Origin of the sequence: Afipia sp. P52-10 (assembly GCF_000516555.1) — a bacterium.
Taxonomy (GTDB): Bacteria; Pseudomonadota; Alphaproteobacteria; order Rhizobiales; family Xanthobacteraceae; genus P52-10.
The window spans coordinates 433,264-457,771 of the sequence record NZ_AZSJ01000004.1 but is presented as its reverse complement, the minus strand read 5'-3'; the positions used below and the strand labels follow the sequence as shown (position 1 = coordinate 457,771).

General features: G+C 58.2%; 21 protein-coding genes. 18 read left to right on the top strand and 3 right to left on the bottom strand.

Annotated features, from left to right (window positions below; all coding sequences use genetic code 11):
- The first annotated feature begins 4 nt into the window (after positions 1 to 4).
- The 11 genes from wbjC to X566_RS16875 all read left to right on the top strand — a co-directional run bounded on the left by wbjC (position 5) and on the right by X566_RS16875 (position 13,008).
- Positions 5 to 1,117, top strand: a complete 1,113-nt coding sequence (wbjC, locus tag X566_RS16920) for a UDP-2-acetamido-2,6-beta-L-arabino-hexul-4-ose reductase (protein ID WP_034469581.1) — start codon at positions 5 to 7, stop codon at positions 1,115 to 1,117.
- Complete coding sequence (gene wecB, locus X566_RS16915) at positions 1,114 to 2,247, top strand: non-hydrolyzing UDP-N-acetylglucosamine 2-epimerase (protein WP_034469579.1); 1,134 nt, start codon at positions 1,114 to 1,116, stop codon at positions 2,245 to 2,247. Before wbjC ends, wecB begins: the two co-directional genes overlap by 4 nt.
- A 9-nt stretch (positions 2,248 to 2,256) precedes the next feature.
- On the top strand, positions 2,257 to 3,279 hold the full coding sequence (locus X566_RS16910; RefSeq protein ID WP_206538711.1) for a glycosyltransferase family 4 protein: 1,023 nt from the start codon (positions 2,257 to 2,259) through the stop codon (positions 3,277 to 3,279).
- 279 nt (positions 3,280 to 3,558) lie between these two features.
- The gene (locus X566_RS24400; RefSeq protein ID WP_081740285.1) at positions 3,559 to 4,491 is read left to right on the top strand and encodes an NAD-dependent epimerase/dehydratase family protein; all 933 of its coding nucleotides are present in this window, start codon (positions 3,559 to 3,561) and stop codon (positions 4,489 to 4,491) included.
- Positions 4,492 to 4,558: 67 nt separating this feature from the next.
- Positions 4,559 to 5,743: a glycosyltransferase family 4 protein gene (locus X566_RS16905; RefSeq protein WP_034469576.1), complete on the top strand. Its 1,185-nt coding sequence runs from the start codon at positions 4,559 to 4,561 to the stop codon at positions 5,741 to 5,743.
- Positions 5,700 to 6,617, top strand: a complete 918-nt coding sequence (locus tag X566_RS25535; RefSeq protein WP_081740284.1) for a methyltransferase domain-containing protein — start codon at positions 5,700 to 5,702, stop codon at positions 6,615 to 6,617. The genes X566_RS16905 and X566_RS25535 overlap by 44 nt, the downstream gene beginning before the upstream one ends.
- A 270-nt stretch (positions 6,618 to 6,887) precedes the next feature.
- Positions 6,888 to 8,192: a nucleotide sugar dehydrogenase gene (locus X566_RS16895; RefSeq protein ID WP_034469570.1), complete on the top strand. Its 1,305-nt coding sequence runs from the start codon at positions 6,888 to 6,890 to the stop codon at positions 8,190 to 8,192.
- A 4-nt stretch (positions 8,193 to 8,196) separates the two neighbouring features.
- Positions 8,197 to 9,255, top strand: coding sequence for a Gfo/Idh/MocA family protein (locus X566_RS16890; RefSeq protein ID WP_034469568.1), 1,059 nt, complete (start codon positions 8,197 to 8,199; stop codon positions 9,253 to 9,255).
- A gap of 2 nt (positions 9,256 to 9,257) precedes the next feature.
- A complete protein-coding gene (locus tag X566_RS16885; protein WP_034469566.1) occupies positions 9,258 to 9,839 on the top strand; it encodes an acyltransferase in 582 nt (193 codons plus the stop codon).
- A gap of 3 nt (positions 9,840 to 9,842) precedes the next feature.
- On the top strand, positions 9,843 to 10,952 hold the full coding sequence (locus X566_RS16880; RefSeq protein WP_152539942.1) for a DegT/DnrJ/EryC1/StrS aminotransferase family protein: 1,110 nt from the start codon (positions 9,843 to 9,845) through the stop codon (positions 10,950 to 10,952).
- A gap of 127 nt (positions 10,953 to 11,079) precedes the next feature.
- Positions 11,080 to 13,008, top strand: coding sequence for an SDR family NAD(P)-dependent oxidoreductase (locus X566_RS16875; protein WP_034469564.1), 1,929 nt, complete (start codon positions 11,080 to 11,082; stop codon positions 13,006 to 13,008).
- Between the two features lie 3 nt (positions 13,009 to 13,011).
- Here X566_RS16875 and X566_RS24760 read toward each other — a convergent pair whose 3' ends face one another.
- Together X566_RS24760 and X566_RS16865 are read right to left on the bottom strand one after the other, a co-directional pair.
- Positions 13,012 to 14,493, bottom strand: coding sequence for a hypothetical protein (locus tag X566_RS24760; RefSeq protein ID WP_152539941.1), 1,482 nt, complete (start codon positions 14,491 to 14,493; stop codon positions 13,012 to 13,014).
- Positions 14,494 to 14,982: 489 nt separating this feature from the next.
- Positions 14,983 to 16,110, bottom strand: a complete 1,128-nt coding sequence (locus tag X566_RS16865; RefSeq protein WP_034469560.1) for an AGE family epimerase/isomerase — start codon at positions 16,108 to 16,110, stop codon at positions 14,983 to 14,985.
- Between the two features lie 149 nt (positions 16,111 to 16,259).
- Here X566_RS16865 and rfbC point away from each other — a divergent pair, with 149 nt between their 5' ends.
- The 6 genes from rfbC to X566_RS16835 all read left to right on the top strand — a co-directional run bounded on the left by rfbC (position 16,260) and on the right by X566_RS16835 (position 21,881).
- Positions 16,260 to 16,823, top strand: coding sequence for a dTDP-4-dehydrorhamnose 3,5-epimerase (rfbC, locus tag X566_RS16860; RefSeq protein WP_034469556.1), 564 nt, complete (start codon positions 16,260 to 16,262; stop codon positions 16,821 to 16,823).
- Between the two features lie 2 nt (positions 16,824 to 16,825).
- Positions 16,826 to 17,887: a dTDP-glucose 4,6-dehydratase gene (rfbB, locus tag X566_RS16855; RefSeq protein ID WP_034469554.1), complete on the top strand. Its 1,062-nt coding sequence runs from the start codon at positions 16,826 to 16,828 to the stop codon at positions 17,885 to 17,887.
- Positions 17,884 to 18,792: a dTDP-4-dehydrorhamnose reductase gene (rfbD, locus tag X566_RS16850; RefSeq protein ID WP_034469551.1), complete on the top strand. Its 909-nt coding sequence runs from the start codon at positions 17,884 to 17,886 to the stop codon at positions 18,790 to 18,792. The genes rfbB and rfbD overlap by 4 nt, the downstream gene beginning before the upstream one ends.
- On the top strand, positions 18,789 to 19,658 hold the full coding sequence (gene rfbA / locus X566_RS16845) for a glucose-1-phosphate thymidylyltransferase RfbA (protein ID WP_034469549.1): 870 nt from the start codon (positions 18,789 to 18,791) through the stop codon (positions 19,656 to 19,658). The genes rfbD and rfbA overlap by 4 nt, the downstream gene beginning before the upstream one ends.
- 130 nt (positions 19,659 to 19,788) lie before the next feature.
- Positions 19,789 to 20,823 carry an NAD-dependent epimerase gene (locus X566_RS16840; protein WP_051444280.1) on the top strand — a complete coding sequence of 345 codons (1,035 nt, stop codon included), beginning with the start codon at positions 19,789 to 19,791 and terminating at the stop codon, positions 20,821 to 20,823.
- 116 nt (positions 20,824 to 20,939) lie between these two features.
- The gene (locus X566_RS16835; protein ID WP_034469546.1) at positions 20,940 to 21,881 is read left to right on the top strand and encodes a glycosyltransferase family 2 protein; all 942 of its coding nucleotides are present in this window, start codon (positions 20,940 to 20,942) and stop codon (positions 21,879 to 21,881) included.
- 12 nt (positions 21,882 to 21,893) lie between these two features.
- Here X566_RS16835 and X566_RS16830 read toward each other — a convergent pair whose 3' ends face one another.
- Positions 21,894 to 23,132, bottom strand: coding sequence for an MFS transporter (locus X566_RS16830; protein ID WP_034469860.1), 1,239 nt, complete (start codon positions 23,130 to 23,132; stop codon positions 21,894 to 21,896).
- A gap of 348 nt (positions 23,133 to 23,480) precedes the next feature.
- On the opposite strand from X566_RS16830, the gene X566_RS16825 reads away from it, so the two are divergent.
- A complete protein-coding gene (locus X566_RS16825; RefSeq protein WP_034469544.1) occupies positions 23,481 to 24,449 on the top strand; it encodes a tripartite tricarboxylate transporter substrate binding protein in 969 nt (322 codons plus the stop codon).
- The last annotated feature ends 59 nt before the right edge of the window (positions 24,450 to 24,508 follow it).

Below are 24,508 nucleotides of genomic sequence, written 5' to 3'. Positions count from 1 at the left end.
TATCATGCGCATCGTCCTGACAGGCTCTGACGGATTCATGGGCGCCAACCTGAGTGTGCGGCTGCGCGAGGCCGGATACAATGATGTGGTTGGCATAACGCGTAACACGTCTCAGAAGCAATTTGAGGCTGCCATCGCGTCGGCTGAATTTGTGTTTCACCTTGCTGGCGTGAACAGGCCCAAAAGCGAAGATGAGTTCGCCTCGGGCAATGCGCGGGTCACCGAGGCGCTGTGTTCGATGCTTGCGGCCAGAGGCGTGGCGGTGCCTATCGTTTTCACTTCGTCGACCCAGGCCGTGATGCCGAATGCCTATGGTCGCAGTAAGCTTGCGGCCGAGGATGCTCTCTTACGCTATGGGCGCGAGAGCGGTTCGCCGGTGTATCTGTTCCGCTTGACCAACGTGTTCGGGAAATGGGCGCGTCCTAACTACAACTCTGCTGTCGCGACTTTCTGCCACAACATTGCACGCGACCTTCCCATCACTGTCAATGATCCCGCAGCAAAGTTGCGCTTGATCTATATCGATGACGTAGCGGACGCGTTTCTGAGCTTACTGAAATCGCCACCAGTCGAGAGCGGACCGGTGGAGGCTGGTCCCGTTTACGAGACGACGGTCGGGGAAGTTTCGAGCGTCATCCAGAGCTTTAAGGACAGTCGCCGCTCTCTTGTGATCCCACCGGTGGGAACTGGGCTGGTTCGGGCTCTGTATTCGACGTATGTTAGTTATCTGCCACCAGAGGCCTTTGCCTATCAGGTGCCGATCTACGGCGACCCGCGTGGGGCATTTGCCGAAGTGTTGAAAACTCCGGACTGTGGGCAATTCTCGTATTTCACCGCGCATCCCGGCATTACGCGGGGCGAGCACTACCACCATAGCAAGACCGAGAAGTTCGTGGTGATACGCGGGCTCGCACGCTTTCGCTTTCGCCACATCCTAACCGGTGAGTTGCGCGAAATCGACGTCCGCGGTGGCGATGGATACACCGTCGAGACGGTGCCAGGCTGGGCACATGATATCACGAACATTGGCGAGGATGAGCTCATCGTCATGTTGTGGGCGAATGAGATTTTCGATCGTGCGCGACCGGACACCATCGCGATGAAGGTGCTCTCGTGAAAAAGCTCAAGGTTGTCACTGTCGTTGGAACGCGGCCGGAGATCATTCGGTTGTCGCGCGTAATGGCGAAGCTCGATGCCTATTGCGATCACGTTCTGGTCCACACAGGGCAGAATTACGACTATGAACTGAACCAAATTTTCTTCGATGATCTTGGCGTCAGAAAGCCGGATCATTTCCTCGACAGTGCGGGCACGAGTGCCGCCCAGACGATCGGTAATGTCATAAGTTTGATCGATCGTGTGTTCGAAAGCGAGAAGCCGGATGCCATGCTGGTACTCGGCGATACAAACAGCTGCCTTGCTGTTGTTCCGGCGAAGCGGCGCAAGATCCCGGTCTTTCATATGGAGGCGGGAAATCGCTGTTTCGATCAGCGGGTACCGGAGGAGATCAATCGCCGGATTGTCGATCACACGGCCGATGTGAACCTGACCTACAGTTCCATTGCGCGAGAGTATCTGCTGCTGGAGGGGTTGCCTCCGGATCTTGTCATCAAGACCGGAAGCCCGATGTTCGAGGTTCTGACGCATTACCGGAGCAAGATCGAAGCTTCGGATGTTCTCTCGCGGCTTTCACTTGCCCCTAATGAATTCTTTGTTGTCAGCGTTCATCGTGAAGAGAATATCGATTCGCAGCGTGTATTCGGCAAGCTCGTGAATGTGCTGAATGCGGTTGCAGAAGATCACGATCTTCCGGTGATCGTTTCGACGCATCCGCGCACGCGGAAGCGCGTCGATGCGGAAGGCATTACGTTTCATCCGCGGGTACAGTTGCTCAAGCCATTGGGCTTTAGCGATTATGTCAAACTGCAACTCTCCGCCCGTGCTGTGATGTCTGATAGCGGCACGATCAATGAAGAGTCATCTATTCTAAATTTTCCGGCGCTCAATTTGCGCGAGGCGCATGAACGTCCGGAAGGCATGGAAGAGGCTGCCGTCATGATGATTGGGCTCGACGTCGATCGCGTTCGGCAGGGACTTGCCATTCTGGCAGATCAGCCTCGCGGTGAGGAGCGCGTGCTTCGGCAGGTGGGCGATTACAGTATGCCGAATGTTTCGGACAAGGTCGTGAGGATCATTCACAGCTATACTGACTACGTGAATCGAGTCATCTGGCGGAAATACGATTGAGAGAGTCCCTTGCATATCTTGATCGTAAGTCAGTATTTTTGGCCTGAGAACTTTCGCCTTAATGAGCTAGCTACAGAGCTCGTATCGCGAGGCCATGAGGTTACGGTTCTTACCGGGACACCCAACTATCCGGACGGGGACGTTTTTCCGGAGTTCAAGAAGGATCCTGCGCGGTTTTCTCAGTATGCGGGAGTTTCGATTGTTCGGCTCCCCTTTGTGCCCCGTGGGCAAAGCAAGATTCAGTTGATCCTGAACTACATGAGCTTCGTGCTGCTCGGTCTGACGCTGGGCGCCTGGCGATTGCGCGGCAAGAAGTTCGACGCGATTTTTGCCTACCTGATTTCACCGATTACAGCTGCCTTGCCTGCGCTCTTTCTTGGCAAATTAAAGCGCGCACCGGTCTTCATTTGGGTGTTGGATCTCTGGCCGGAAACGCTGTCGGCTGTCGGGGTGGTCCGCTCGCCATGGATTCTCGGTCTGGTTGGTCGGCTTGTCGCCTTCATTTACCGGCATTCCGATCGTGTGCTGATTCAATCAAAGGGCTTTGCCTCGAATGTTTCGCGATATGGTTGTGAGGCGGCACGTGTCAGGTATTTTCCTGGCTGGGCGGAACAGGTGTTTGAAGGGCAAGCCTCTGATAGCGAAGTGGCGCCAGAATTAGAAGCCTATAGAGATGGCTTTAATATTCTGTTTGCCGGGAATATCGGTGACGCTCAGGATTTCCCCGCGATACTAGACGCTGCCGATATTTTGCGTCACCGCAGCGACGTGCGATGGATTGTTGTCGGTGATGGTCGTGCGTCGCCGAAAGTGGTTGCTGAGATCGAGAAACGCAATTTGCATGACAAGGTTGTTATGCTGGGGCGCTTTCCCGTTGAGAGGATGCCGTTTTTTTTGCGGGGGCGGACGCCCTGCTGGTCACGCTGCGTAAGGATCCTATTTTCAGTCTTACGATTCCGGCGAAGGTGCAGAGCTATCTGGGTGCGGGGAAGCCAATTCTTGGTATGCTCGATGGAGAGGGCGCGAGCGTGATCGAGGAGGCTGAAGCGGGGTTCGTTGGGCCAGCAGGTAACGCAGCGATATTGGCTCGGAACGTCGAGCGATTAATTGAATCCGGTTCTGCAGAACGGATTGAGATGGGCGCCAGAGGTAAGGCGTACTGTCAGCGTGAGTTCGAGCGGACAAAACTCCTTGGTCAGCTCGAAGGATGGATGACTGAGTTGGCTTCTCCGTGATGGTGGGTTCTTGCCATCGGCTGATGCCTTCCCGCGTCGAGTTGTTGTAGCGCCACAGTGTTCGGGTATATTGAAGATGCCTTATCGAATTCTGGTGACGGGAGCGTCGGGCTTTATCGGGTCTGCGCTCGTGAACTCGCTTTCAGAAGAGGGGCATGATGTGGTTGCTGCGGTGCGTGAGCCTGAACGCTTTGTCGCTTCCAGGGGATGGGAGTGGGAGGCTGTCCGGTTGCCAGATCTCTCAGGTCCTATCGCGTGGGAGCGAATAGTCGAAGGTGCAGATATCGTTGTGCATCTCGCGGGTATCGCTAATCGAGGCGGTAGTGATGATACTCTCTATGATCGAGTTGTACATCTAGCGACCGCGGAGCTTGCCGATGCCTGCCTACGGCAAGGCGTAAAGCGCCTCATCTTTATGTCGTCCATAGGCGCGCAAACTGGATCCTTCGCAGATCATGTCGTAACGGAAGGCGACGATCCGCAACCGGTTACCGCGTACGATCGAGCGAAGCTTGCCGCCGAACGGGCTGTGGAACGATCGGGAATGCCTTACACAATTCTCCGGCCTGTAATTGTATATGGACCGGGTGCGAAGGGAAACATTGCGTTGTTCCTGCGGCTGGCAGAATCCGCTATTCCATTGCCCTTTGGGAGGTTTAACAATCTACGATCCTATGTGGCGCGAGAGAATCTTGTGAAGGCCATTGTATTGGCGCTTGATAGCCACTTGATGCAGAATGAAACCTTCATTGTTGCAGACCCCGAGCCGATCTCGCTTGCCGATGCTTTCACGGTATTGAGACAAGCGAATGGTCGTCCTGCCAATCTCGTCAAAGTTCCAAGCTGGATAATAAGATTACCTTTGATCGTGATGGGGCGTCGGACAACTTGGGAGCGAATAAGCGGCAACCTAATCGCGAGTTCCGAAAAGCTGCAAAAGGCAGGCTGGAACCCTAGGCTAAGTACCAGAGACGGTTTGGCTATGATGATTCAAGTAGATCGTCACTAATGCTATGGCTCAGCCGTGCTGTCTTCTTGCTTTGCAAGCCGCAAGCTGTATCAGTCTGGAATGAACTATGAAGATACTGATGTTATGTGAATTTTATAACGAGACGCTGGAGTACCAAGAGAATCTTCTCGTTAAGTATTACATTAAGAATGGACATCAGGTGACCGTGGTAACATCCACGTTTGATTCAGTTTTTGACTACTACAACGATAGACATGATAATTCCATATCTCCTAAGGTGTACTTTGATGGTGATGCCAAGATTATAAAGCTACGTTATCGGTATAATGTCCTCAATCGTTTGCGAGCCTACACGTGTATTGACGGCATTCTTGCCGAAGAGGCGCCTGATCTCATTTACGTACATGATATAAGTCCGAATTTTCCGGAGGTGATCAGGTACGTAAGAGCGCATCCGCGTTCTCGCGTAATTATGGATTATCACGCAGACTACAGTAATTCCGGAAAGAACTGGGTCTCACTGAAAATTCTGCATGGCATCCTGCGCAAATGGTTCCTCGATAAAGCACGGCCATATCTCAGCAAAATTTTTGTGGTGGTGCCCGCTTCGGCGCGTTTTCTAAATGAAGTCTATAAGGTGCCAAATGATGAAATTGAATTGCTGCCGCTAGGTGCTGACCTAGATACTTGTGCCGAAGTGAAGAAAGCGCAGTGCGGCAGAACGTTGCGCCGGAAATTAGGGATTCGAGACGAGGCAATCGTTATCTTCACGGGCGGGAAACTGGATCCATTAAAAAGGACGGAGCTATTGATCGAGGCTGTGGGACGTATGGCTCACTTACCTCTTGAGCTCGTTGTAGTCGGTGATAGTGATCCGACAAATAAGCGGTATGGCGATCATCTGCGTAGTATGGCGGCCGGCAGCGCAAATGTTCGATTTACGGGGTGGCTTAAACCTAGAGATATTTACGGATATCTAGATATGGCAGATATTGCCGTGTTTCCCGCGAGTCAGTCGATCCTGTGGCAGCAAGCTATTGCGATGGGGTTGCCGTTGATCGTGGGCGATACGGGGGAACAGGACGTTTCATATTTGAATCTCTACGAAAATATTATCATTCTTCAGAGCGAGGAGATCACTAGTAAGAAAATTGAGCAGATGGTGTCCGAAGTCATTCTTGGTCCGCAGCGTCTTCGAGCTATGAGCATGGGTGCGCAACGTGTGGCGTATGAGTGTTTGAACTGGGATGTTCTCATCCAGAAGACTATTCAGTTTTGTCCGCCCTCGTAGCCCATATACACACATCTCTCGCAGGCGCGTTATGGCTTCTGTTTCGCTCGACCACATATGTTGCCCTAATTGTGGCTCTCATGAATGCTTAGATTGGGCGGAGGAAAAGGGCTTCGCCGTTGTGCGATGTGTAACCTGTCAACTGCTCTATGTTAATCCTCGACCGGTTGCCACTGCAATTGATGCGGCGGTGAAAACGGGGGTGCATGAAAATGTAGGCAATCTTGACGTTCGTTCGCAGCGGATTCCGAGGAAGATTCGGAGCTACCGGAGGATTCTTCGGCGGATGTTCGGGAGTGTCTGGAAAGTGGGGCGCCCGATTGTGTGGCTCGATGTGGGGGCCGGATACGGAGAAATTATGGAGGCGGTTGCTGGTTTAGCGCCGGCTGGAAGCCAGGTTCTTGGTGTAGAGCCGATGGAAGCCAAAGCTAAGCAGGCAATAGCCCGTGGTCTTCAGCTTACGCATGGTTACTTAAGATCGGATCACGTCCCTGTAGATTTTGTCTCAGTCGTAGACGTTTTCTCTCACATTCCACAGTTTGCAGATTTTCTTGTTATCGTGAGAGACGTTCTCAAGCCAGGCGGGGAGCTGTTTATTGAGACCGGAAATCTAGCCGATATTGAGCACCGGTCGCATTTTCCGGGCGAGCTTGGCCTGCCAGATCATTTGGTCTTTGCAGGTGAGCGCCAAATCCGCAACTTTCTAGAGCGTGGGGGATTTGAGGTGCTCGAACTCGAGCGGCTGCGAATTGACGGCGTTGCGTACTTTGTGAAAAATGTCATAAAGGCATTTATCGGCCGATCAGTGCTCATTCGACTGCCCTATACGTCGCGCTACCGGCGCCTCTTGGTGCGCGCGAGGAAGCGGAGTTGAGGCTCCCACTCGATTGTGTTACGCGCCGTGTTTACTCCATACTAAAGCGCGAACTCGCAGCAGACGATTTGATGTTTGAACGGCCTAGTGGCGTATTCGATTGAAGTTTTTGCGCTGGCCGGGTAGTTATACCGGTAGCGCATGATGTCTTTTATGGCGACATGACGGGCGTTGTTTTGCGAGAGTTGCTCTTTCGTAACAAACGAAAATAACAAGTGAAATGACATTCGAAAATTCGGGTGTCATCTGACTATCCGCTATGAGCTTCGAATGAATATTGAACTTGTCAGCCGGCTTGAGCGTAGAACCGCGACAATAGGCATCGTAGGCCTGGGTTATGTCGGCTTGCCGCTGATGCTTCGCTACTGTGAGGTCGGCTACAAGGTCGTCGGTTTCGATATCGATCAGGCCAAAGTTGATACGCTCAAAGCCGGCAAATCCTACATCGAGCATATCTCGCCGAAGAGCATTTCCGATGTGGTCGGTCGTACGTTCGATCCGACGACCGACTTCTCTCGTGCTTCCGAAGTCGATGCGCTGATCCTATGCGTGCCCACACCGCTCAATAAGTATCGGGAACCGGATCTCAGCTTCGTGCTGAATACGGTCGACTCCCTATTGCCATATCTGCACAGCGGCATGGTGGTCTCGCTCGAGAGCACGACGTATCCAGGTACGACTGAAGAAGAGCTGAAGCCTCGGATCGAGAAGCGGGGGCTCGAGGTCGGTCGGGACATCTTCCTTGTGTTCTCGCCGGAGCGCGAAGATCCAGGCAATCAGAATTTTTCCACGCGCTCGATTCCGAAAGTCTGCGGTGGATGCACACCGGTCTGTCTGGAGGCAGGCCTCGCGCTTTATCGCCAAGTGATCGATAAAGTCGTGCCAGTCAGTTCCACACAGGCAGCTGAACTGACCAAGCTGCTCGAGAACATCCATCGTTCGGTCAACATCGGTCTCGTTAACGAGATGAAGATGGTCGCAGACAAGATGGGGATCGACATCCATGAGGTCATTCGAGCAGCTGCCACGAAGCCCTTCGGATTTGTGCCTTATTATCCGGGGCCCGGCATTGGCGGTCACTGCATTCCGATCGATCCGTTCTACTTGACCTGGAAAGCGCGTGAATACGGCATGCATACGCGCTTCATCGAACTCGCCGGCGAGATCAACTCGTCGATGCCGGATTATGTGGTCGCCAAGGTTGCGTCTGCCTTGAATGGCAAGCGCAAGTCGATCAACGGCAGCAAGGTTTTGGTCCTGGGTATCGCCTACAAGAAGAACGTCGATGATGTGCGCGAGTCGCCTTCGGTGTTTCTGATGGAGCGTCTGCGCGATCAGGGTGCCCGCGTTGCCTACAGCGACCCGCACGTGCCGGTTTTCCCCAAGATGCGCGAGCATCATTTTGACCTGTCCAGCGTGGCGTTGAGCGCCGAGGTTCTTGCCGGTTTCGATTGCGTGTTGCTGGCAACCGATCACGACAGATTCGATTACGATCTGATCAGGACAAAATCCGGGTTGCTGGTGGACTGCCGCGGCAAGTTCTCCGAGCCCGCCAGCCATATTATCAAGGCATAGAGCGATGACGTATTTCGCGCCGATCGTAGATCGAAACATCAAGTTCGCCCTCGTCGGTTGTGGGCGGATCGCGAAGAACCATTTTAGTGCGCTCAAGCAACACGCCAATCGGGCCGAAATCGTTGGCGTATGCGACGTCGTTCCGGAAGCGCTCGAAGCTGCGGCTCGCGAGACTGGCGCCGTGCCCTATCGTACTCTGTCTGAAATGCTAGCGAAAACCGATGCGGATATCATTGTCCTGACGACACCGAGTGGATCGCATCCGCAGCAGGCCGTGGAAGTCGCGCGGTCGGGCCGCCATGTGCTGACTGAGAAGCCGATGGCCACTCGCTGGCACGACGGCCTGCGCATGGTGCGTGCCTGTGATGAAGCCGGTGTCCGATTGTTCGTCGTGAAACAGAATCGGCGAAACTCGACGTTGCAGATGCTAAAGCAGGCCATTTGGAAAGGCCGGTTTGGCCGCATCTACATGGTCAACATCAACGTGTTCTGGACGCGGCCGCAGGACTATTACGATGCTGCGTCATGGCGCGGAAAGTGGGAGCACGACGGCGGCGCGATGATGAATCAGGCCAGCCATTATATCGATCTGCTTGACTGGTTAATCGGTCCTATCGAAAGCGTGCATGCATATACGGCGACACTGGAACGTAAGATCGAAGCGGAGGACACAGGCGTTGTCAGCATTCGTTGGCGTTCGGGTGCGCTCGGCTCGATGAATGTGACGATGCTGACCTATCCGAAGAATTTCGAAGGCAGTATTACAATTCTCGGCGAGAAGGGAACGGTGCGCGTCGGCGGTCTAGCTGTGAACGAAATCCAGCACTGGGAGTTTGCAGACTCCGACCCTGACGACGCGAAGATCAAATCCGTCAACTATGAAACGACCTCTGTCTACGGCTTCGGCCATCCGCTTTACTACGATAACGTCATCAAGGTTTTGCGCGGAGAGGCGGAGCCGGAGACGGACGGCCGCGAAGGACTGAAGTCGCTTGAAGTGTTGATTGCGACCTATCTTTCGGCGCGTGACGGCAAGCGCGTGGCGCTGCCGTTGGATTACTGACCATGTCTGTCCAGATTCATTCGAGCGCGATCGTCGACGACGGGGCGGAGATCGGTGACGGCAGTCGAGTGTGGCACTTTGTCCATGTTTGCGGCAAAGCCAGGATCGGCAAGAACTGCTCGCTTGGGCAAAACGTGTTTGTCGGCAATGACGTTGTCATCGGCAACAATGTGAAAATCCAGAACAACGTTTCTGTTTTCGACGCGGTGCGTATCGAGGACGATGTGTTCTGTGGGCCGAGCATGGTCTTCACGAATGTTTACAATCCGCGTTCTGCCATCGTTCGTAAGGATGAGTATCGGGAAACCTTCGTGCGCAAAGGCGCTTCGCTGGGGGCAAACTGCACGATCGTTTGCGGTACGACGATTGGTGAATATGCGTTTGTTGGAGCGGGGGCGGTCGTCCATCGAGACGTAGCGCCCTATGCGTTGATGGTCGGTGTCCCAGCGCGCCGGGCTGGCTGGATGTGCCAGTGCGGTGTTCAGTTGCCCAAAGCCAAAACCGGGAAGGTGTCCTGCACCTCGTGCAGCAGGATTTTTCAGATCGAGGCTGACGCCTGCAATCTCATTTCGGAAGGAGCGTAGATCATGGCCATCGAGTTCATTGATCTGAAGGCGCAGCTGCGGTCGATTAGGGCACCCGTGAACGAGCGCATTCAGAAGGTGCTCGATCACGGCCAGTTCATCATGGGCCCCGAGGTCGCAGAGATGGAGCAGCGGCTTGCTGCGTTTACAGGCGCAAAGCATTGCATCAGCGTTGCGTCCGGCACGGAAGCGCTTCTGATCGCGCTGATGGCATTGGGTGTCGGGCGAGGGGACGAGGTGATCACCACGCCGTTCACGTTCGTTGCTACGGCGGAAGTCATCGTGCTGCTCGGAGCGACGCCGGTCTTCGTCGATGTCGAGCCCGATACATGCAACATCGATCCGGAGAAGATTGAGGCGGCGATCACGTCGCGCACCAAGGCGATCATGCCGGTTTCGCTCTACGGAGCGACCGCCGACATGGACGAGATCAACGCGATCGGTGCCAAGCACGGCATTCCTGTCATCGAAGATGCTGCGCAAAGCTTTGGCGCCGAGTATCGCTCGCGGAAAAGTGGCAACGTCTCTTCAATTGGCTGCACCAGCTTCTTCCCGAGCAAGCCGCTCGGTTGTTATGGTGACGGTGGCGCCATCTTTGCCTCCGACGACGCGCTTGCCAAGGCGATGAGCGAGATCCGCACCCATGGACAGGAGAGCCGCTACTACCACACGCGCATCGGCGTGGGTGGGCGGATGGATACGATCCAGTGCGCGGTTATCCTGGCAAAGCTCGACACTTTCGATTGGGAAGTCGAGCAGCGCATTCGCTTGGGGCGAACCTACCGCGATATGGTCGCGGCCATTCCTGGTATTCAGGCGCCGGTGGTGCGTAACGACCGGACATGCGTCTGGGCTCAATTCACGGTTCAGACCGATAAGCGCGATGCAGTGATCGGGTCATTGAAAGAGGTTGGGGTGCCGACCGCCGTTCACTATCCGATTCCTCTGCACAAGCAGCCAGCTTACCAGTCGCTTTGCCGTGTGGTCGGCGGGGCCGACGTGTCGGAGCGAGTATCGCAACGTGTCCTCAGCCTCCCGATGCATCCCTATCTTGATGAGGAAACAATGCAGACGATCGTGAGTGCTTTGGGCAAGGCTGCGAAGTCTGCGTAGCGAAAAGCGGCGATTGTGGGCTTGCGCCCGGCAGGGCTGGTTGTGCTAGTCGACTGTATTTGTTAGGAGAATCTCGCCCGCAAGGTGTGCTTGGTTAGGGGCCGCACGCCGATTAAATTCCGCTGATATGACAAGGCTTCCTGTTTTCACTTTTCGTAACCTGCTGATTGCGACGCATGATGTTCTCGCGACCGCAGCGGCGGTTATTCTGAGCTTCTATTTCCGCTTTGGTGACGAGGACTTCGCAGGGCGTTTGCCATTGCTTCTGCGGATTCTGCCGTATTTCCTCATTCTCAGCGTCGCCGTTTGTTACGCCTTCAATCTGACGATGACGAAATGGCGATTCATCTCGACACCCGATCTATTGAATATCGTCAAAGCGGCAACGGTCTTGGCGGTCGCTTTGATCGCACTGGACTACGTCTTTGTTGCACCAAATGTTTATGGTACGTTCTTCTTCGGAAAGGCAACCATTCTTGCCTACTGGTTTTTTGAGATCGCTTTTTTGAGCGGTTCTCGAATCGCTTACCGGTATTATCGCTACACCCGAACTCGAAGTCGGACGCGCTCCTCGAACGCAGCCCCAGCCCTTATTGTCGGGGTCGCGGCCGATGTGGAGTTAGTACTTCGCAGCGTCGAGAGCGGTGCCTTCCGCCAAATTTGGCCCGTAGGAGTACTTTCTCCGTCCAGGGCCGATCAAGGACAGTTGATCAGGGGGGTGCCTGTCCTTGGTGGAACTGACGATCTTGCCAAGGCGCTTGAGCAACTCGCCAGTCGCAAGCGGTCGATCGAGCGCTTGGTGATGACGCCGTCCGCGCTTGTGATCGAGAACGGGCCTGAGCACTTGTTAAGTGCTGCACGCAAGGCGGGGCTGCGCGTCAGCCGTCTGCCGGCGATGGAAGACGGACGAGAGCCACTAAAACTCGCTCCTGTCGCGGTAGAGGATTTGCTTCTGCGCCCCGCCGTGAAGATCGATTATGCTCGCCTTGAAGGTCTGGTCAAAGGTCGGTCTGTGCTTGTGACAGGTGGCGGCGGTTCGATCGGTTCGGAAATCTGCCGTCGCGTCGTGACTTTCGGCGCGGCGCGTCTCATGATTCTCGAGAATGCCGAGCCAGCACTCTATGCGATTCAAGAAGGATTAAACGCCGTCGCCGCCGATGTCGAAATCGCCGGCCGGATCGCCGATATCCGCGACCGTGATCGTATTTTCACGGTGATGGCCGAATTCAAGCCGGATATCGTATTTCATGCAGCCGCGTTGAAGCACGTGCCGATCCTGGAGCGTGACTTTGGCGAGGGGGTGAAGACCAATATTTTTGGTACGATCAACGTTGCGGACGCGGCCCTCGCTGCGGGGGCACAGGCGATGGTCATGATTTCCACCGACAAGGCTATCGAGCCGGTTTCGATGCTTGGCCTGACGAAGCGCTTTGCCGAGATGTACTGTCAGGCGCTGGACCACAACATTGCGACGTCGGATTCAAGGGAGACTGCAACGCGGTTTATCTCGGTGCGTTTCGGCAACGTGCTGGCCTCGAATGGTTCCGTGGTGCCGAAGTTCAAGTCGCAAATCGAGGCTGGCGGTCCGGTGACTGTTACCCATCCGGACATGGTTCGGTTTTTCATGACGATCCGTGAAGCCTGTGATCTTGTTCTCACGGCTGCTAGTCATGCACTGAAAACGGCAACCCGGGACGTGTCGGTTTATGTGCTGAATATGGGACAGCCGGTAAAAATCGCAGATCTTGCGGACCGTTTGATTCGGCTTTCGGGCTTTGTGCCTGGGGAAGATATCGAGGTTGTTTTCACGGGCATGCGGCCTGGCGAGCGATTGCACGAGATCCTCTTCGCGAACGAGGAGCCGCCGACTGAAATTGGTGTCGACGGCGTGATGGCTGCAAAGCCCAACGAGCCGCCAATAACTGTTCTACAGGGGTGGATAAATGACTTGCGTGCTGCGGTAGACAAGCGCGACAGCGGGAAAGTACGATCTATCCTGAAGGGGGCTGTCCCTGAGTTTAAGGGCGCGCAAAGGCCTAGCTCGGATATACACTGAGTCTCAATGAACTTGGTAAATAGTAACGCTGCGACCTCGGCTTCCAATTACTTTACCTACTATGTGTCCTTCATCTTGAAGCGTAGAGTACCTTTGGGCGTTTTTGTTTGGAGTTTCGACGACTACGTAATTCGATTGTCGGATGTCGTTCTCTGTTGGAACGGAGGTGACAATTAGTTTTTCTAGGGGGCGTCCAGAAAAGTACGCAATACGCGCATCGTTGATAAGAATTTTTGCATCTGGATGTAAATTCTTCTGAATCCAAATCCCAGCCTCGCGCAGATACTCCAGCTGCTGATCTCGCGGAAAGGCAATGCACCACGGCACAGCGATTGTTAAGAGCGTTGCTGCGAATAGGAGGCGGCCGCGGACAGTCCCGGATGCCCACTGTGCGCCCGCCTCATATGCGGTGAACACAGCGGGAATAGTCATTACAAAGGCAAAGGCCATGGCATAACGCCAGTCGATGAACAGACTGAGCGCGGCGAATACCATCAATAGCGGTATTTGCCATCCTGCAAACCAGAGAACAAGTCTGCTCGATTCCCTTGGCATCAACGGTCGTGGGAAAAAACTGAGGAGTGCGAGAATTGCTATTGGAAAGGTAAGAGCGCGGAGGCCAGTATCGATAGTAATTGCACCTACGATGCCCGCATATGCAATTCCTCCAATATTTCTAGAGGGCGGTAGGAGTGCCGCTAGATCGGAAGTCAGTTTAGAGAATTGCTCTTTGAGACTGAGAGACCACGCAAAGAACGTGTCGAACCCAAAATGGCCAGTCGTAAAGCCCGTGATGAATACTCCGCTTGTCCAGCCAATGTATCCGGGAACAAGCAAAGTTGAGATGACAAGCACGCCAATTAAAATGAGAGCACGTGAAGCCGCTCGTTTTGCACCGGCAAACAAGTAGTACGCGGCGACGAGTAGGCAGAGGAAGAGAGCTTCTACTCGAAATAACGTTGCTAGGAGGATCGCCGCAATAATCAGAGCTTTTTTTAGTACACGAGGGTATTGTTGATCGCTTGCGACAAAATAAAGGGTTAGGAAGAGAAAGCAAAAAAAACCGTGATCTCGAACGACAACAGGGCGCAATTGAGTAAGGCGTGGATGTAGCAAGATAATAGCTGCCGCAAAAATAGCAAAGTTAACACCACGCCCGCGGGAAAGTACGTTCAATAGTGCTATAAAGGTTACGACTGTCATACAGTCGAGTGCCGCGTTAAGAATTTGCGCGGCAACAAGTGTTGAGGTTCCAACGCTAATCTGTATTCCCGAAACAAGCAGGCTATAAAAAGGCCACCGGTAGACACCTAACCCTTCGCTCCACTTGCTTTCGGAGAAAAGTTCTGCAGCACGAAGATAGTACAGCGCATCCTGATTTGGAATCTCCTGAACAATGGCGCTCCAAACTGAGAGCGAAATGCTGACCAATGCTGAGAGAAAATAGACCCACCGGATTGTCGGAGTGTTCCATGTGAGCTTCAAGTTATAAATCCTCTACTAGCAAGATATCGTTGAGTGTATCAGAGGTAGCGTCAGAGTCGATTTTCATTTAGCTGTGCCAATGCTTGCTGCGCTTGAAACAATGTTGGCCGAAGGCCGGCGTCCAGATACTCAATCAGTACTAAGCCTCAGGTCTGCGTGCTGTAGATTGATCTACAGTCGAAACGGCGATGCGCCGAATGATAACCTCGGTCATCACGTGCGCGGAGCAGGGTGCGGCTGTGGCCTGAGACAGTCGAGCGGGGCGCCATCTGGTCAAGCATCCTAGTAAAACCTGATGCACGACTCCGCTGCAAACGCATGCTCATCGTTCCGAGCACTGGGGCTGGTATGTGTGGGGGCGCGGCTCGGCGAGAACCGACCTAAATTTCGATCAGCCCGTTCATCGGCTTGCCAATCCTGGAAGTGCTCAGTGAAGATGATATTGTCCGTCTGGACGACGTCTACAATCGCGCAGGCGGTTGAAGCACTTTACGCCAGCACCTGCTGCGCCTCCGAGAGCGCGCAGAGGATGTGGTAGAGCGCTGATGCCGGGATGGTGTCGATGGTCGAGCGGCCATCCGCGTCGAGCTGGGCGTGCCAGCCGCCACGCACCGGGTGGTCGAGATAGAGGGCCTGCAGCCGTGCCAACGCCTGGCGGGCCTCGTCGGCGGCCCCGTCTTCGCCCCCTTCGGCCTGCGCGATCCAGGCCTTCGCCAGTTCCGTCTGCGGCCAGAGCTTGCGGGTCGTTTGGGTGATGGTGCCGTCGCGGTCGCCCTCGTCGGTAAGGCAGCCGCTGGCGTCGCGGTAGCGCAGCAGCGAGGGCATCAGCGCCGAGCGGTGCCGGCCCGTCGGGCAGCCTGTGATCCGCTCGAAGCCTTTCAGCAGCCAAGTCCATTCCGCCAGATGTCCGGGCTCGACCCGTACCGGCTGAATGTTGGACCAGTCCTCCTCATAGTATTCGCCGAGCGTGGCCGAGCGGCCATCGAACAGGCTCGCCGAGAACAGGCCGAAGAACTCACCAGCGCGCTGCTGGAACACCGGCTCGCCGGTGGCATCGAACAGGGCGATCATCGCCTCGAACAGATGCATCTGCGGATTCTGCCGTCGCGGTGGCCGCTGTGGCAGCTCCTCGACGAAGCCGCCATGGGAGGAGCGCAGCTTCTGGTCGAGGAACAGCAGGTTGCGATCGATTTCGGCGCGCACTTGCGCGTCACCGGTCAATCCCAGCAGGGTCGCCTGCGCCAGCAGCACGAAGGCGAGATCGTAGGTGTCGCGCTTCGCGTCCAGCACGGCGCCGTCGGCGGCCGTGAGGTGCGGAAAGCCGTTCTCGGTGTCAGTGCCGCGCAGCTTCAGCAGCGCCTCCAGGCCGTCCAGAGCGATCTGTTTGGCGTTCGGGTGCCAGTCGAACTGGGCCGCCTTGGCGTAGCAGTAGATCTGCCGCGCCTGCACGAACGTCCGGCGCGGGGCGTCGCGGTCGGGGGTTCCGTCCGCGCCCAGCCGCTCGACGAAGCCGCCATGGGTGCCATCCCAGCCGGTGGACGCCCACAGCGGCAGGGCATGCTCGGTCATCCAGCTGCGGAGCGTTGCGATCGCGTCGTCGTTAACCAGCGTGTCCATGGGTTATTTTTAGGGCCGGAGCGCGCGCGGCGCCAGTCGTTTCAGGGGCGCGATCCCTGCATACGGTACCGGCATGAAACGGGCTTGCGTTGATCCAAACCGGGAAACCTGCTTACTGCGGCCAATCTTCCATTCGTGAGCTGTGACCTGTGGACTTCCAGCGCTTTGACATCGAGGGGCTGATCGTGATCACGCCGCGCAAGATCGCGGATGCACGCGGGTTCTTCTCGGAAACCTACCGTGCCGATCAGGCTGCGGCCCATGCTGTGCCGACGGCCTTCGTGCAGGAAAACCACGTGTATTCCACGACGCGAGGTGTCCTGCGCGGGTTGCATTTTCAGGTGCCTCCGCATGGTCAGGGCAAACTGGTGCGCGTAACGCGTGGCCGAATTCTGGACGTCGCCGTCGACATCCGCGACGGTTCGCCCACCTTCGGCCGGCACGTTGCTGTCGAGCTTTCGGCCGAAAATTGGCGTCAGCTCTGGGTGCCGGTGGGCTTCGCGCACGGCTATCTCACGCTGGAGGACGATACCGAGGTCCTGTATAAAACGACGGATTATTACGCGCCGCAGGCTGATCGCGGCATCGCCTGGAACGATCCGGCGCTCGGCATCGATTGGGGTGTGGCCGCCGATGCGGTGACGCTCTCGGAGAAGGATCGCAAGCAGCCGCGCCTTGGCGATATCGGCGTGGTGTTCCCTGGCTTGGTGTGAGCATGCGTTTTCTGGTGACGGGCGGAGCAGGGTTCATCGGGTCGGCGCTCTGCCGCTATCTTGTCGGCACGCTGAAGCAGTCGGTGGTCAACGTTGATTGCCTGACCTACGCCTCGACGCTGACGTCGCTGGCGAGCATCGAGAGCGACCCGGGCTATATCCTCGTCAAGGCGAACATTTGCGATCCGAAGGCGATGGCAGATGTGTTTGCGCGCTACGAGCCTGATGCGGTGGTTCACCTCGCCGCCGAAAGCCACGTGGATCGTTCGATCGCGTCGGCGCAGGTTTTCCTCGAAACCAATGTGATGGGCACGGCGGTTCTGCTGGAGGCCGTGCGCGCCTATCTGGATAAAGCCGGCCAGGCCAAGCGTGACGGTTTCCGCTTCCTGCATGTCTCGACCGATGAGGTTTATGGTTCGCTCGGCGATGATGGCCTGTTCACCGAGCAGACAACCTACGATCCGTCGTCGCCGTATTCCGCAAGCAAGGCCGCGGCCGATCACCTGGTGCGGGCCTGGCACCGGACGTATGGCATTCCGGTTCTGATCTCCAACTGCTCGAACAACTATGGGCCCTATCATTTCCCCGAGAAGCTGATCCCGCTGACGATCCTCAACGCGCTCGAAGGCAAACCGCTGCCGGTCTATGGCAATGGCTCGAACGTGCGCGATTGGCTCTATGTCGAGGATCATGCCCGCGCGTTGCATCTGATCGTCACCGAAGGGCGGCTTGGCGAGAAGTACAATGTCGGCGGTTCGAACGAACGCAGCAATCTGCAGGTGGTGCAGGCGATCTGCCATCTGATGGATCGTCTTGCGCCGAAGCCTGCGCCGCATGAAAGCCTGATCAGCTTCGTCACCGATCGTCCGGGACACGATCAGCGCTATGCGATCGATGCGAGCAAGCTTCAAAGGCAGTTGGGCTGGCGTGCGGAGGAGACCTTCGACACGGGTCTTGAGAAGACCGTGCGCTGGTATCTCGATCGGCGCGACTGGTGGGCTCCGATCCGCGACAGGGTGTACCGTGGCGAGCGGTTGGGGCTCGTCGAGGCTGCACCGCGATGAAGGTGCTGGTCGCCGGCAGCACGGGGCAGCTCGCACAGGCGCTGGCTGAGGCGGCTTCGGCCGCGCGGATCGACCTGCGTGCATATGGCCGGCCAAACCTTGATCTCGAAAGCAGGGCGGGTGCGGAGCAGATCGCGGCGTTGGCGCCGGAGGTGATCATCAATGCCGCCGCTTACACCGCCGTCGATGCGGCGGAGAGCGAAGCGGCGCGGGCCTTCGCGGTGAACCGTGACGGGGCCGCTTGGCTGGCAGGGATTGCGGCAGCGCGCGGCATCCCGTTCATCCACGTCTCCACGGATTATGTGTTCGATGGCGCGAAAAGCTCCGCCTATGTCGAACACGACGCGACCGGGCCGCTTGGCGTCTATGGCCGCTCAAAGCGCGAGGGCGAACAGGCCGTGCTGCACGTTTGTCCGCACGCGCTAATCGTCCGCACCGCGTGGGTCTACAGCGCCTACGGCAGCAACTTCGTCAAGACGATGCTGCGGCTGGCGCGCGAGCGCGAGGCGCTGCGCGTGGTGGACGACCAGACAGGCAATCCGACGTCGGCTCACGATATAGCGGCGGCGCTGCTCGCCATCGCGCGGACGATGCTCTCAGGTACGGCGTCGGACGCGTGCGGTATCTTTCATCTGGCTGCGCGCGGCGAGACCACATGGTGTGGGTTTGCGCGGGCGATCATGCGTCTTGCGGACGAGGCGGGCCATCGCTCGGTGCCCGTTGTGCCGATCACGACGGCGGAGTATCCGACACCGGCGAGACGGCCGGCGAATTCACGGTTGGATTGCGGAAAGCTGCAGGCCACATTCGGCATCGCGCTGCCGGACTGGCGGGAGAGCCTGCCTGGCGTGGTCAGGCGCCTGGTGGCCGACGCAAGCGGCAAGGCGACAGGGGCGGGCTCATGAAAGGCATCATTTTGGCGGGAGGGCGGGGCACGCGGCTCTATCCGATCACGCGTGCGATCTCGAAGCAGCTGTTGCCGATCTACGACAAGCCGATGATCTACTATCCGCTGTCGGTGCTGATGCTGGCGGGCATTCGCGAGCATCTGATCATCTCGACGCCGGAGGCGCTGCCGCTCTATCGCGAGCTGTTGGGCGATGGCCGCCAATGGGGCATGAGCATCGACTATGCGGTGCAGGACAGTCCGGGCGGGCTCGCGGAAGCATTCATCATCGGCGAGATGTTCGGCGGCGGTGCCCCCACCGCATTGGCGCTGGGCGACAACATCTTCTATGGGGCGGGCCTCACCGGTTTGGTCAAGACTGCAGCGGAGCTGAAGCGGGGGGCGACGGTGTTTGCCTACGCGGTGCCCAACCCGCGGGCCTTCGGCATTGTCGAGATGGATGCGACGGGCCGGGCGCTGTCGATCGAGGAGAAGCCGGACGCGCCGAAGTCCAATCTCGCGGTCACCGGCCTCTACTTCTATGACGGCGACGTGTACGACATTGCGAAAGAGGTGAAGCCTTCGCCGCGCGGCGAGCGGGAGATCACGTCGATCAACAATGTTTATCTCGCGCGCGGCGACCTGACCGTGCAGCGCATGCCGCGCGGCATGGCCTGGCTCGATACCGGAACCCCGTCGAGTTTGCTCGAGGCCGCGCAGTTCGTCGAGACGATCGAGCGGCGGCAGGGCTTGAAGATCGCCTGCCTGGAAGAGATCGCCTGGCGCAATGGCTTCATCTCGTCGGAGCAGATGCTCAGGCTCGCGCGCGACTACAACAACGATTACGGACAATACCTTCAGGACGTTGTTCAGACGGGGCGATAGCGCATCATGGCCACGGAACTGTCGCACGATCGTCATGCTCAACATCGCGGCACGCGGTAGCAAAGAAATGACATCATGATCGGCTTTCGTCGCCTCGGATCATGGAACTAAGATGAGGTCGCAGGCGATTATGGCTTCAGGCAAGGTGGCTCCGAACAATGCGACCGACGATGCAATTCTGGTGACGGGGGCTGCGGGCTTCATCGGTCTGCATGTCGCGCAGCGTCTGCTCCAGCAAGGCCGTACGGTGGTCGGCATCGACAACATGAATGCCTATTACGACCCGTCGCTGAAGGAGGCGCGGCTGTCGATCCTGCGTAACCACGACAGGTTCGCCTTCGAGAAGCTCGACATCGCCAAACAGGACGACCTGTTCACCCTGTTCAAGCAGCACAGGTTCGGCCGCGTCATCCACCTCGCCGCCCAGCCCGGTGTGCGCTACTCGATCGAGCATCCGCACGTTTATGCGAGCGCCAATCTCGACGGCTTTCTCAACATCCTCGAAGGTTGCCGCCACAACGGCTGCAGGCATCTGCTCTATGCCTCGTCGTCGTCGGTCTACGGCGCCAACAAGAAGGTGCCGTTTTCGATCCACGACAGCGTCGATCATCCGGTCAGCCTGTATGCGGCGACCAAGAAGGCCAACGAGCTGATGGCGCACTCCTACAGCCACCTTTATGGGCTGCCGTGCACCGGCCTGCGTTTCTTCACCGTCTATGGCCCGTGGGGCCGTCCGGACATGGCGACCTACCTGTTCGCGGACGCGATCGCCCAGGGCAAGCCGATCAAGCTGTTCAACAACGGCAACATGCGGCGCGATTTCACCTATGTCGACGACGTTGCCGAAGCGATCGTGCGGCTGATGGACAAACCGCCGCAAGCGAACGGTGCGAGCTTCGATCCCGGCAGCAGCGCCGCGCCCTGGCGGGTCTACAACATCGGCAACAACAAGCCGGAAGAGCTGATGAAGGTGGTCAGCCTGTTCGAGAAGGAATTGGGGCGAGCGGCGGACAAGCAGTTTCTGCCGATGCAGCCCGGCGATGTCCCCGAGACTTACGCCGATATCGAGGATCTGGCACGCGCGATCGGCTTCACGCCGAAGACCTCGATCGAGGAGGGCATACGCAAGACGGTTGCGTGGTATCGTGACTACCACGGGGTCTGACGCGATCTGATTCGGCCTGCATGATCCCGAAAGCCGGTGTCACTTTCGGAACAGATCATGCCGCGACGCTATAGAAACTCCGCAAGGACAGCCTGGCCGATCGTGCGGAGCGTCGCATGAACGCCGATGCTGTGTCGGCTGCGCCGCGGATCGCGGTCATCGTACCTTGCTACAATGAGGCGCTGACCGTCGCCGCCGTCGTTGCGCGCGCCAAGGCGGCGCTGCCGACCGCGACCGTCTATGTCTACGACAACAACTCCACCGACGAGACCGCAGCGATCGCGCAGCGGGCAGGGGCGGTGGTCGGCATCGAGCGCTATCAGGGCAAGGGCAACGTGATCCGGCGGATGTTTGCGGACATCGACGCGGACATCTACGTGATGGTGGACGGGGACAACACCTATGATCTCGAGGCCGCGCCGAAGCTGATCGCGCTGCTGCGCAGTCAGTCGCTCGACTTCGTCAACGGCGCCCGGGTCGGCAAGGAGGCGGAGGCCTATCGGGCCGGCCACCGCTTCGGCAATCGCGTCCTGAGCGGCCTCGTGCAATGGACCTTCGGCTATCAGTTCAGCGACATGCTGTCCGGTTACAAGGTGTTCTCGCGCCGGTTCGTCAAGTCGTTCCCGGCGCAGTCGAAGGGCTTCGAGATCGAGACCGAGCTGACGATCCATGCGCTCGAGCTGCGCATGCCTTCAAGCGAGGTGCCGACCGCCTATGGCGTCCGCCCGGAAGGCTCGGCGAGCAAGCTCTCGACCTTTCGCGATGGCTTCCGCATCCTGGTCCTGATCGCGCGGCTGGTGAAGGACGAGCGGCCGCTGCAACTGTTCGGTCTGTTGGGCGTCGGTTTTGCGATCGCCAGCCTTTGGTTCGGAATCCCGGTGGTGATCCATTTTCTGGCCACCGGGCTGGTGCCGAAGCTGCCGACCGCGGTGCTGGCCACCGGGCTGATGCTGATCAGCGTGATGAGTTTTTCCATCGGCCTCGTGCTGAGCACCGTGACCAAGACCCGTCGTGAGATGAAGCGGCTGGCGTACCTGACGTACGCGCCGCTGGCTTAGTCCGCTCAAGGCTCAAGCCGCGGCAGCGGCTGCCTGGGGCGCCTCCTGCAGCTTCGGCGGTCGCACGTTCATCATCAGTTGGAACGTTCCGGCGATCAGCCCGACCACCACCGCAGACTTCCAGGCAACGTCATAGCTGCCGAGCATGTCGTAGATCAGTCCGCCGCCCCAGGCGCCGATGAACGAGCCGGTCTGATGGCTCAGGAAGGCGATACCGGTCAGCGTCGCCATGAAGCGCAGGCCGAACAGCTGGACGACGAGGCCGTTGATCAGGGTCGCGGCGCCGAGCCACAGGGTGCCGAGGGTGGCCGCGAACAGCACGGTGGTCAGCGGGGTCGGCGGGAACATGAAGTAGAGCCCGATGGCCAGCGAGCGGGTGATGTACAGCCCGCCGAGCAGGTACTGCTTCGGCAGGAAGCTGCCGAGCCAGCCGAACAGGTAGCAGCCGAACACGTTGAACAGGCCGATCAGCGCCAGCGCCGTGGCGCTGAGGGAAGGGTCCATGCCGCAGATCGCCAGGTAGTTCGGCAGGTGGTTGGTCATGAACACGAGCTGCAGGCCGCAGACGAAGAACGCCAGCGCCATGGTGACGTAGCCCGAGTGTCCGAACGCCATCTGCAGGGTCTTGCGGAAGGTCGCCTCCGGGTCGTCGGATGCGGGAACTTCGACCCCGTCCGCCTTCCCGGCCAGCAGGGCGGCCGGAACCATGACCGCTGCAAGCCCCAGGAAGCCCACCAGTGCGATTTGCCAATTGAAGGCGGTCATCAGCGTCTGGGCCAGTGGCGACGCCACCACGAGCCCCAGCGAGCCCATGGCGGCCACTGCGCCCATAGCGATGCTGCGCCGGGCCGGTACCGCGGCGCGGGTGGTGACGCTCATGGTGATGCTGGTGGCGGTGCACGACAGCGCCACCCCGACACAGAAGCCCATGCCCAGGATCAGGACGGCGGCCGAGGTCGAGAAGATGATGATCACGAGGCCGGTGGCGTAGCAGAGCGCCCCGCCCAACATGACGTAGCGGGACCCGTGCCGGTCGGCCAGCAGGCCGACGAACGGCTGGGTGATGCCCCAGATCGCGTTCTGCAAGGCCATGGCGAGGGAGAAATCGGAACTGGTGATGCCTATCGCCTTCACCACCTCGGGCTGGAACAGGCCGAAGGTCTGCCGCATGCCCATGGCGAGGCTGAGCATCAGCGCCGCGCCGCCCATGATCGTCCAGCGCTGGGCCGAGGTCAGGTCGGCGTTGCGCAGCTTGGTTCGCACCTTGCCCTGCATGCGTGGCTCCCGGCGCCCGCCTCGGTCAGGCCGCATGGAATATTCATCCTGCAGCTTGGCCATGGACGATTGTTTCATTCCCTTTTATCGCGGCAATCTGGCACAGAATCGCTGAAGCGGGAAATGAGTTCGCGGCATGGGAGCATAGCGGACAGACGGTTCGCCGATTGCGGTCGGAGGTTTTGCGGCCGCGCCGCGCATCATCGTCTGTCGTGGCGTCGGGTCCATCCAGGAACGGCAGTGCTGCCTCATCTGCGCTTGCGCCGGTTCCGGCCGCGGGCTAAGGCGCCGCCGCATCCGGCAAAAACAACAAAAAGGACGATCATGATTCGACGCCAACTCCTGGTGGCCTTCGGCGCGGCTGCCGCCCTGGCCACGTTCGGGCCTTCCGCGAACGCGCAGGACTATCCCACCAAGCCCGTGACGCTGATCATCCCGTGGACTGCGGGCGGCCCGACCGACGTCGCCATGCGTGCGATCGCCGAAGCCGCTTCCAAGCATCTCGGCCAGCCGATCCTGATCGAGAACAAGGCCGGCGGCGGCGGCGCGCTGGGACCGGCGACCATGGCGGCCACCGCCAAGCCCGACGGCTATACGCTCTCGCAGATCCCGATCGGCGTCTATCGCCTGCCGATCATGCAGGACGCGACCTGGGACCCGCTGAAGGACTTCACCTACATCATCCATCTGACGGGCTATGTGTTCGCGACCTTTGCCAGCGAACAGTCCGGCTTCAAGACCTGGAAGGAGGTCGTCGAGTACGCGAAGGCGAACCCGGGCAAGGTCACCTATGCGACGCCGGGCGCAGGCACCTCGCTGCACATCGGCATGGAGCAGATGGCGGCGAAGGAAGGCATCAAGCTGACGCATGTGCCGTTCAAGGGCGCGTCCGAGGTCAATGTCGCCGTTGCCGGCGGCCACACCATGCTCGGTGCGTCGGGCACCAGCGGCAAGCCGCTCGCCGATGCCGGCAAGCTGCGCTACCTGACGATCTGGACCGCCAACCGCGTCAAGCTGTTCCCCGATGTGCCGACGCTGAAGGAAGTGGGGCTGCCGTTCGTGTTCGACTCGCCGTTCGGCCTCGCAGGCCCGAAGGGCATGGACCCGAAGGTGGTGGCGAAGATTCACGACGCGTTCAAGAAGGCGCTCGAGGACCCGCATGTGCTCGCCGCCTTCGACAAGTTCGAGATGGTGCCAAACTACATGAACAGCGCCGACTACACCAAGTTCGTGCAGGACTTCATGGTGTCGGAAAAGAAGGCGCTGACCGACATCGGTCTCGCCAAGAAGTAAGCCGAATCCGCGCATTCTGAAGAGCAACGGCCGCCGCGAGCCTTCGCGACGGCCGTTGT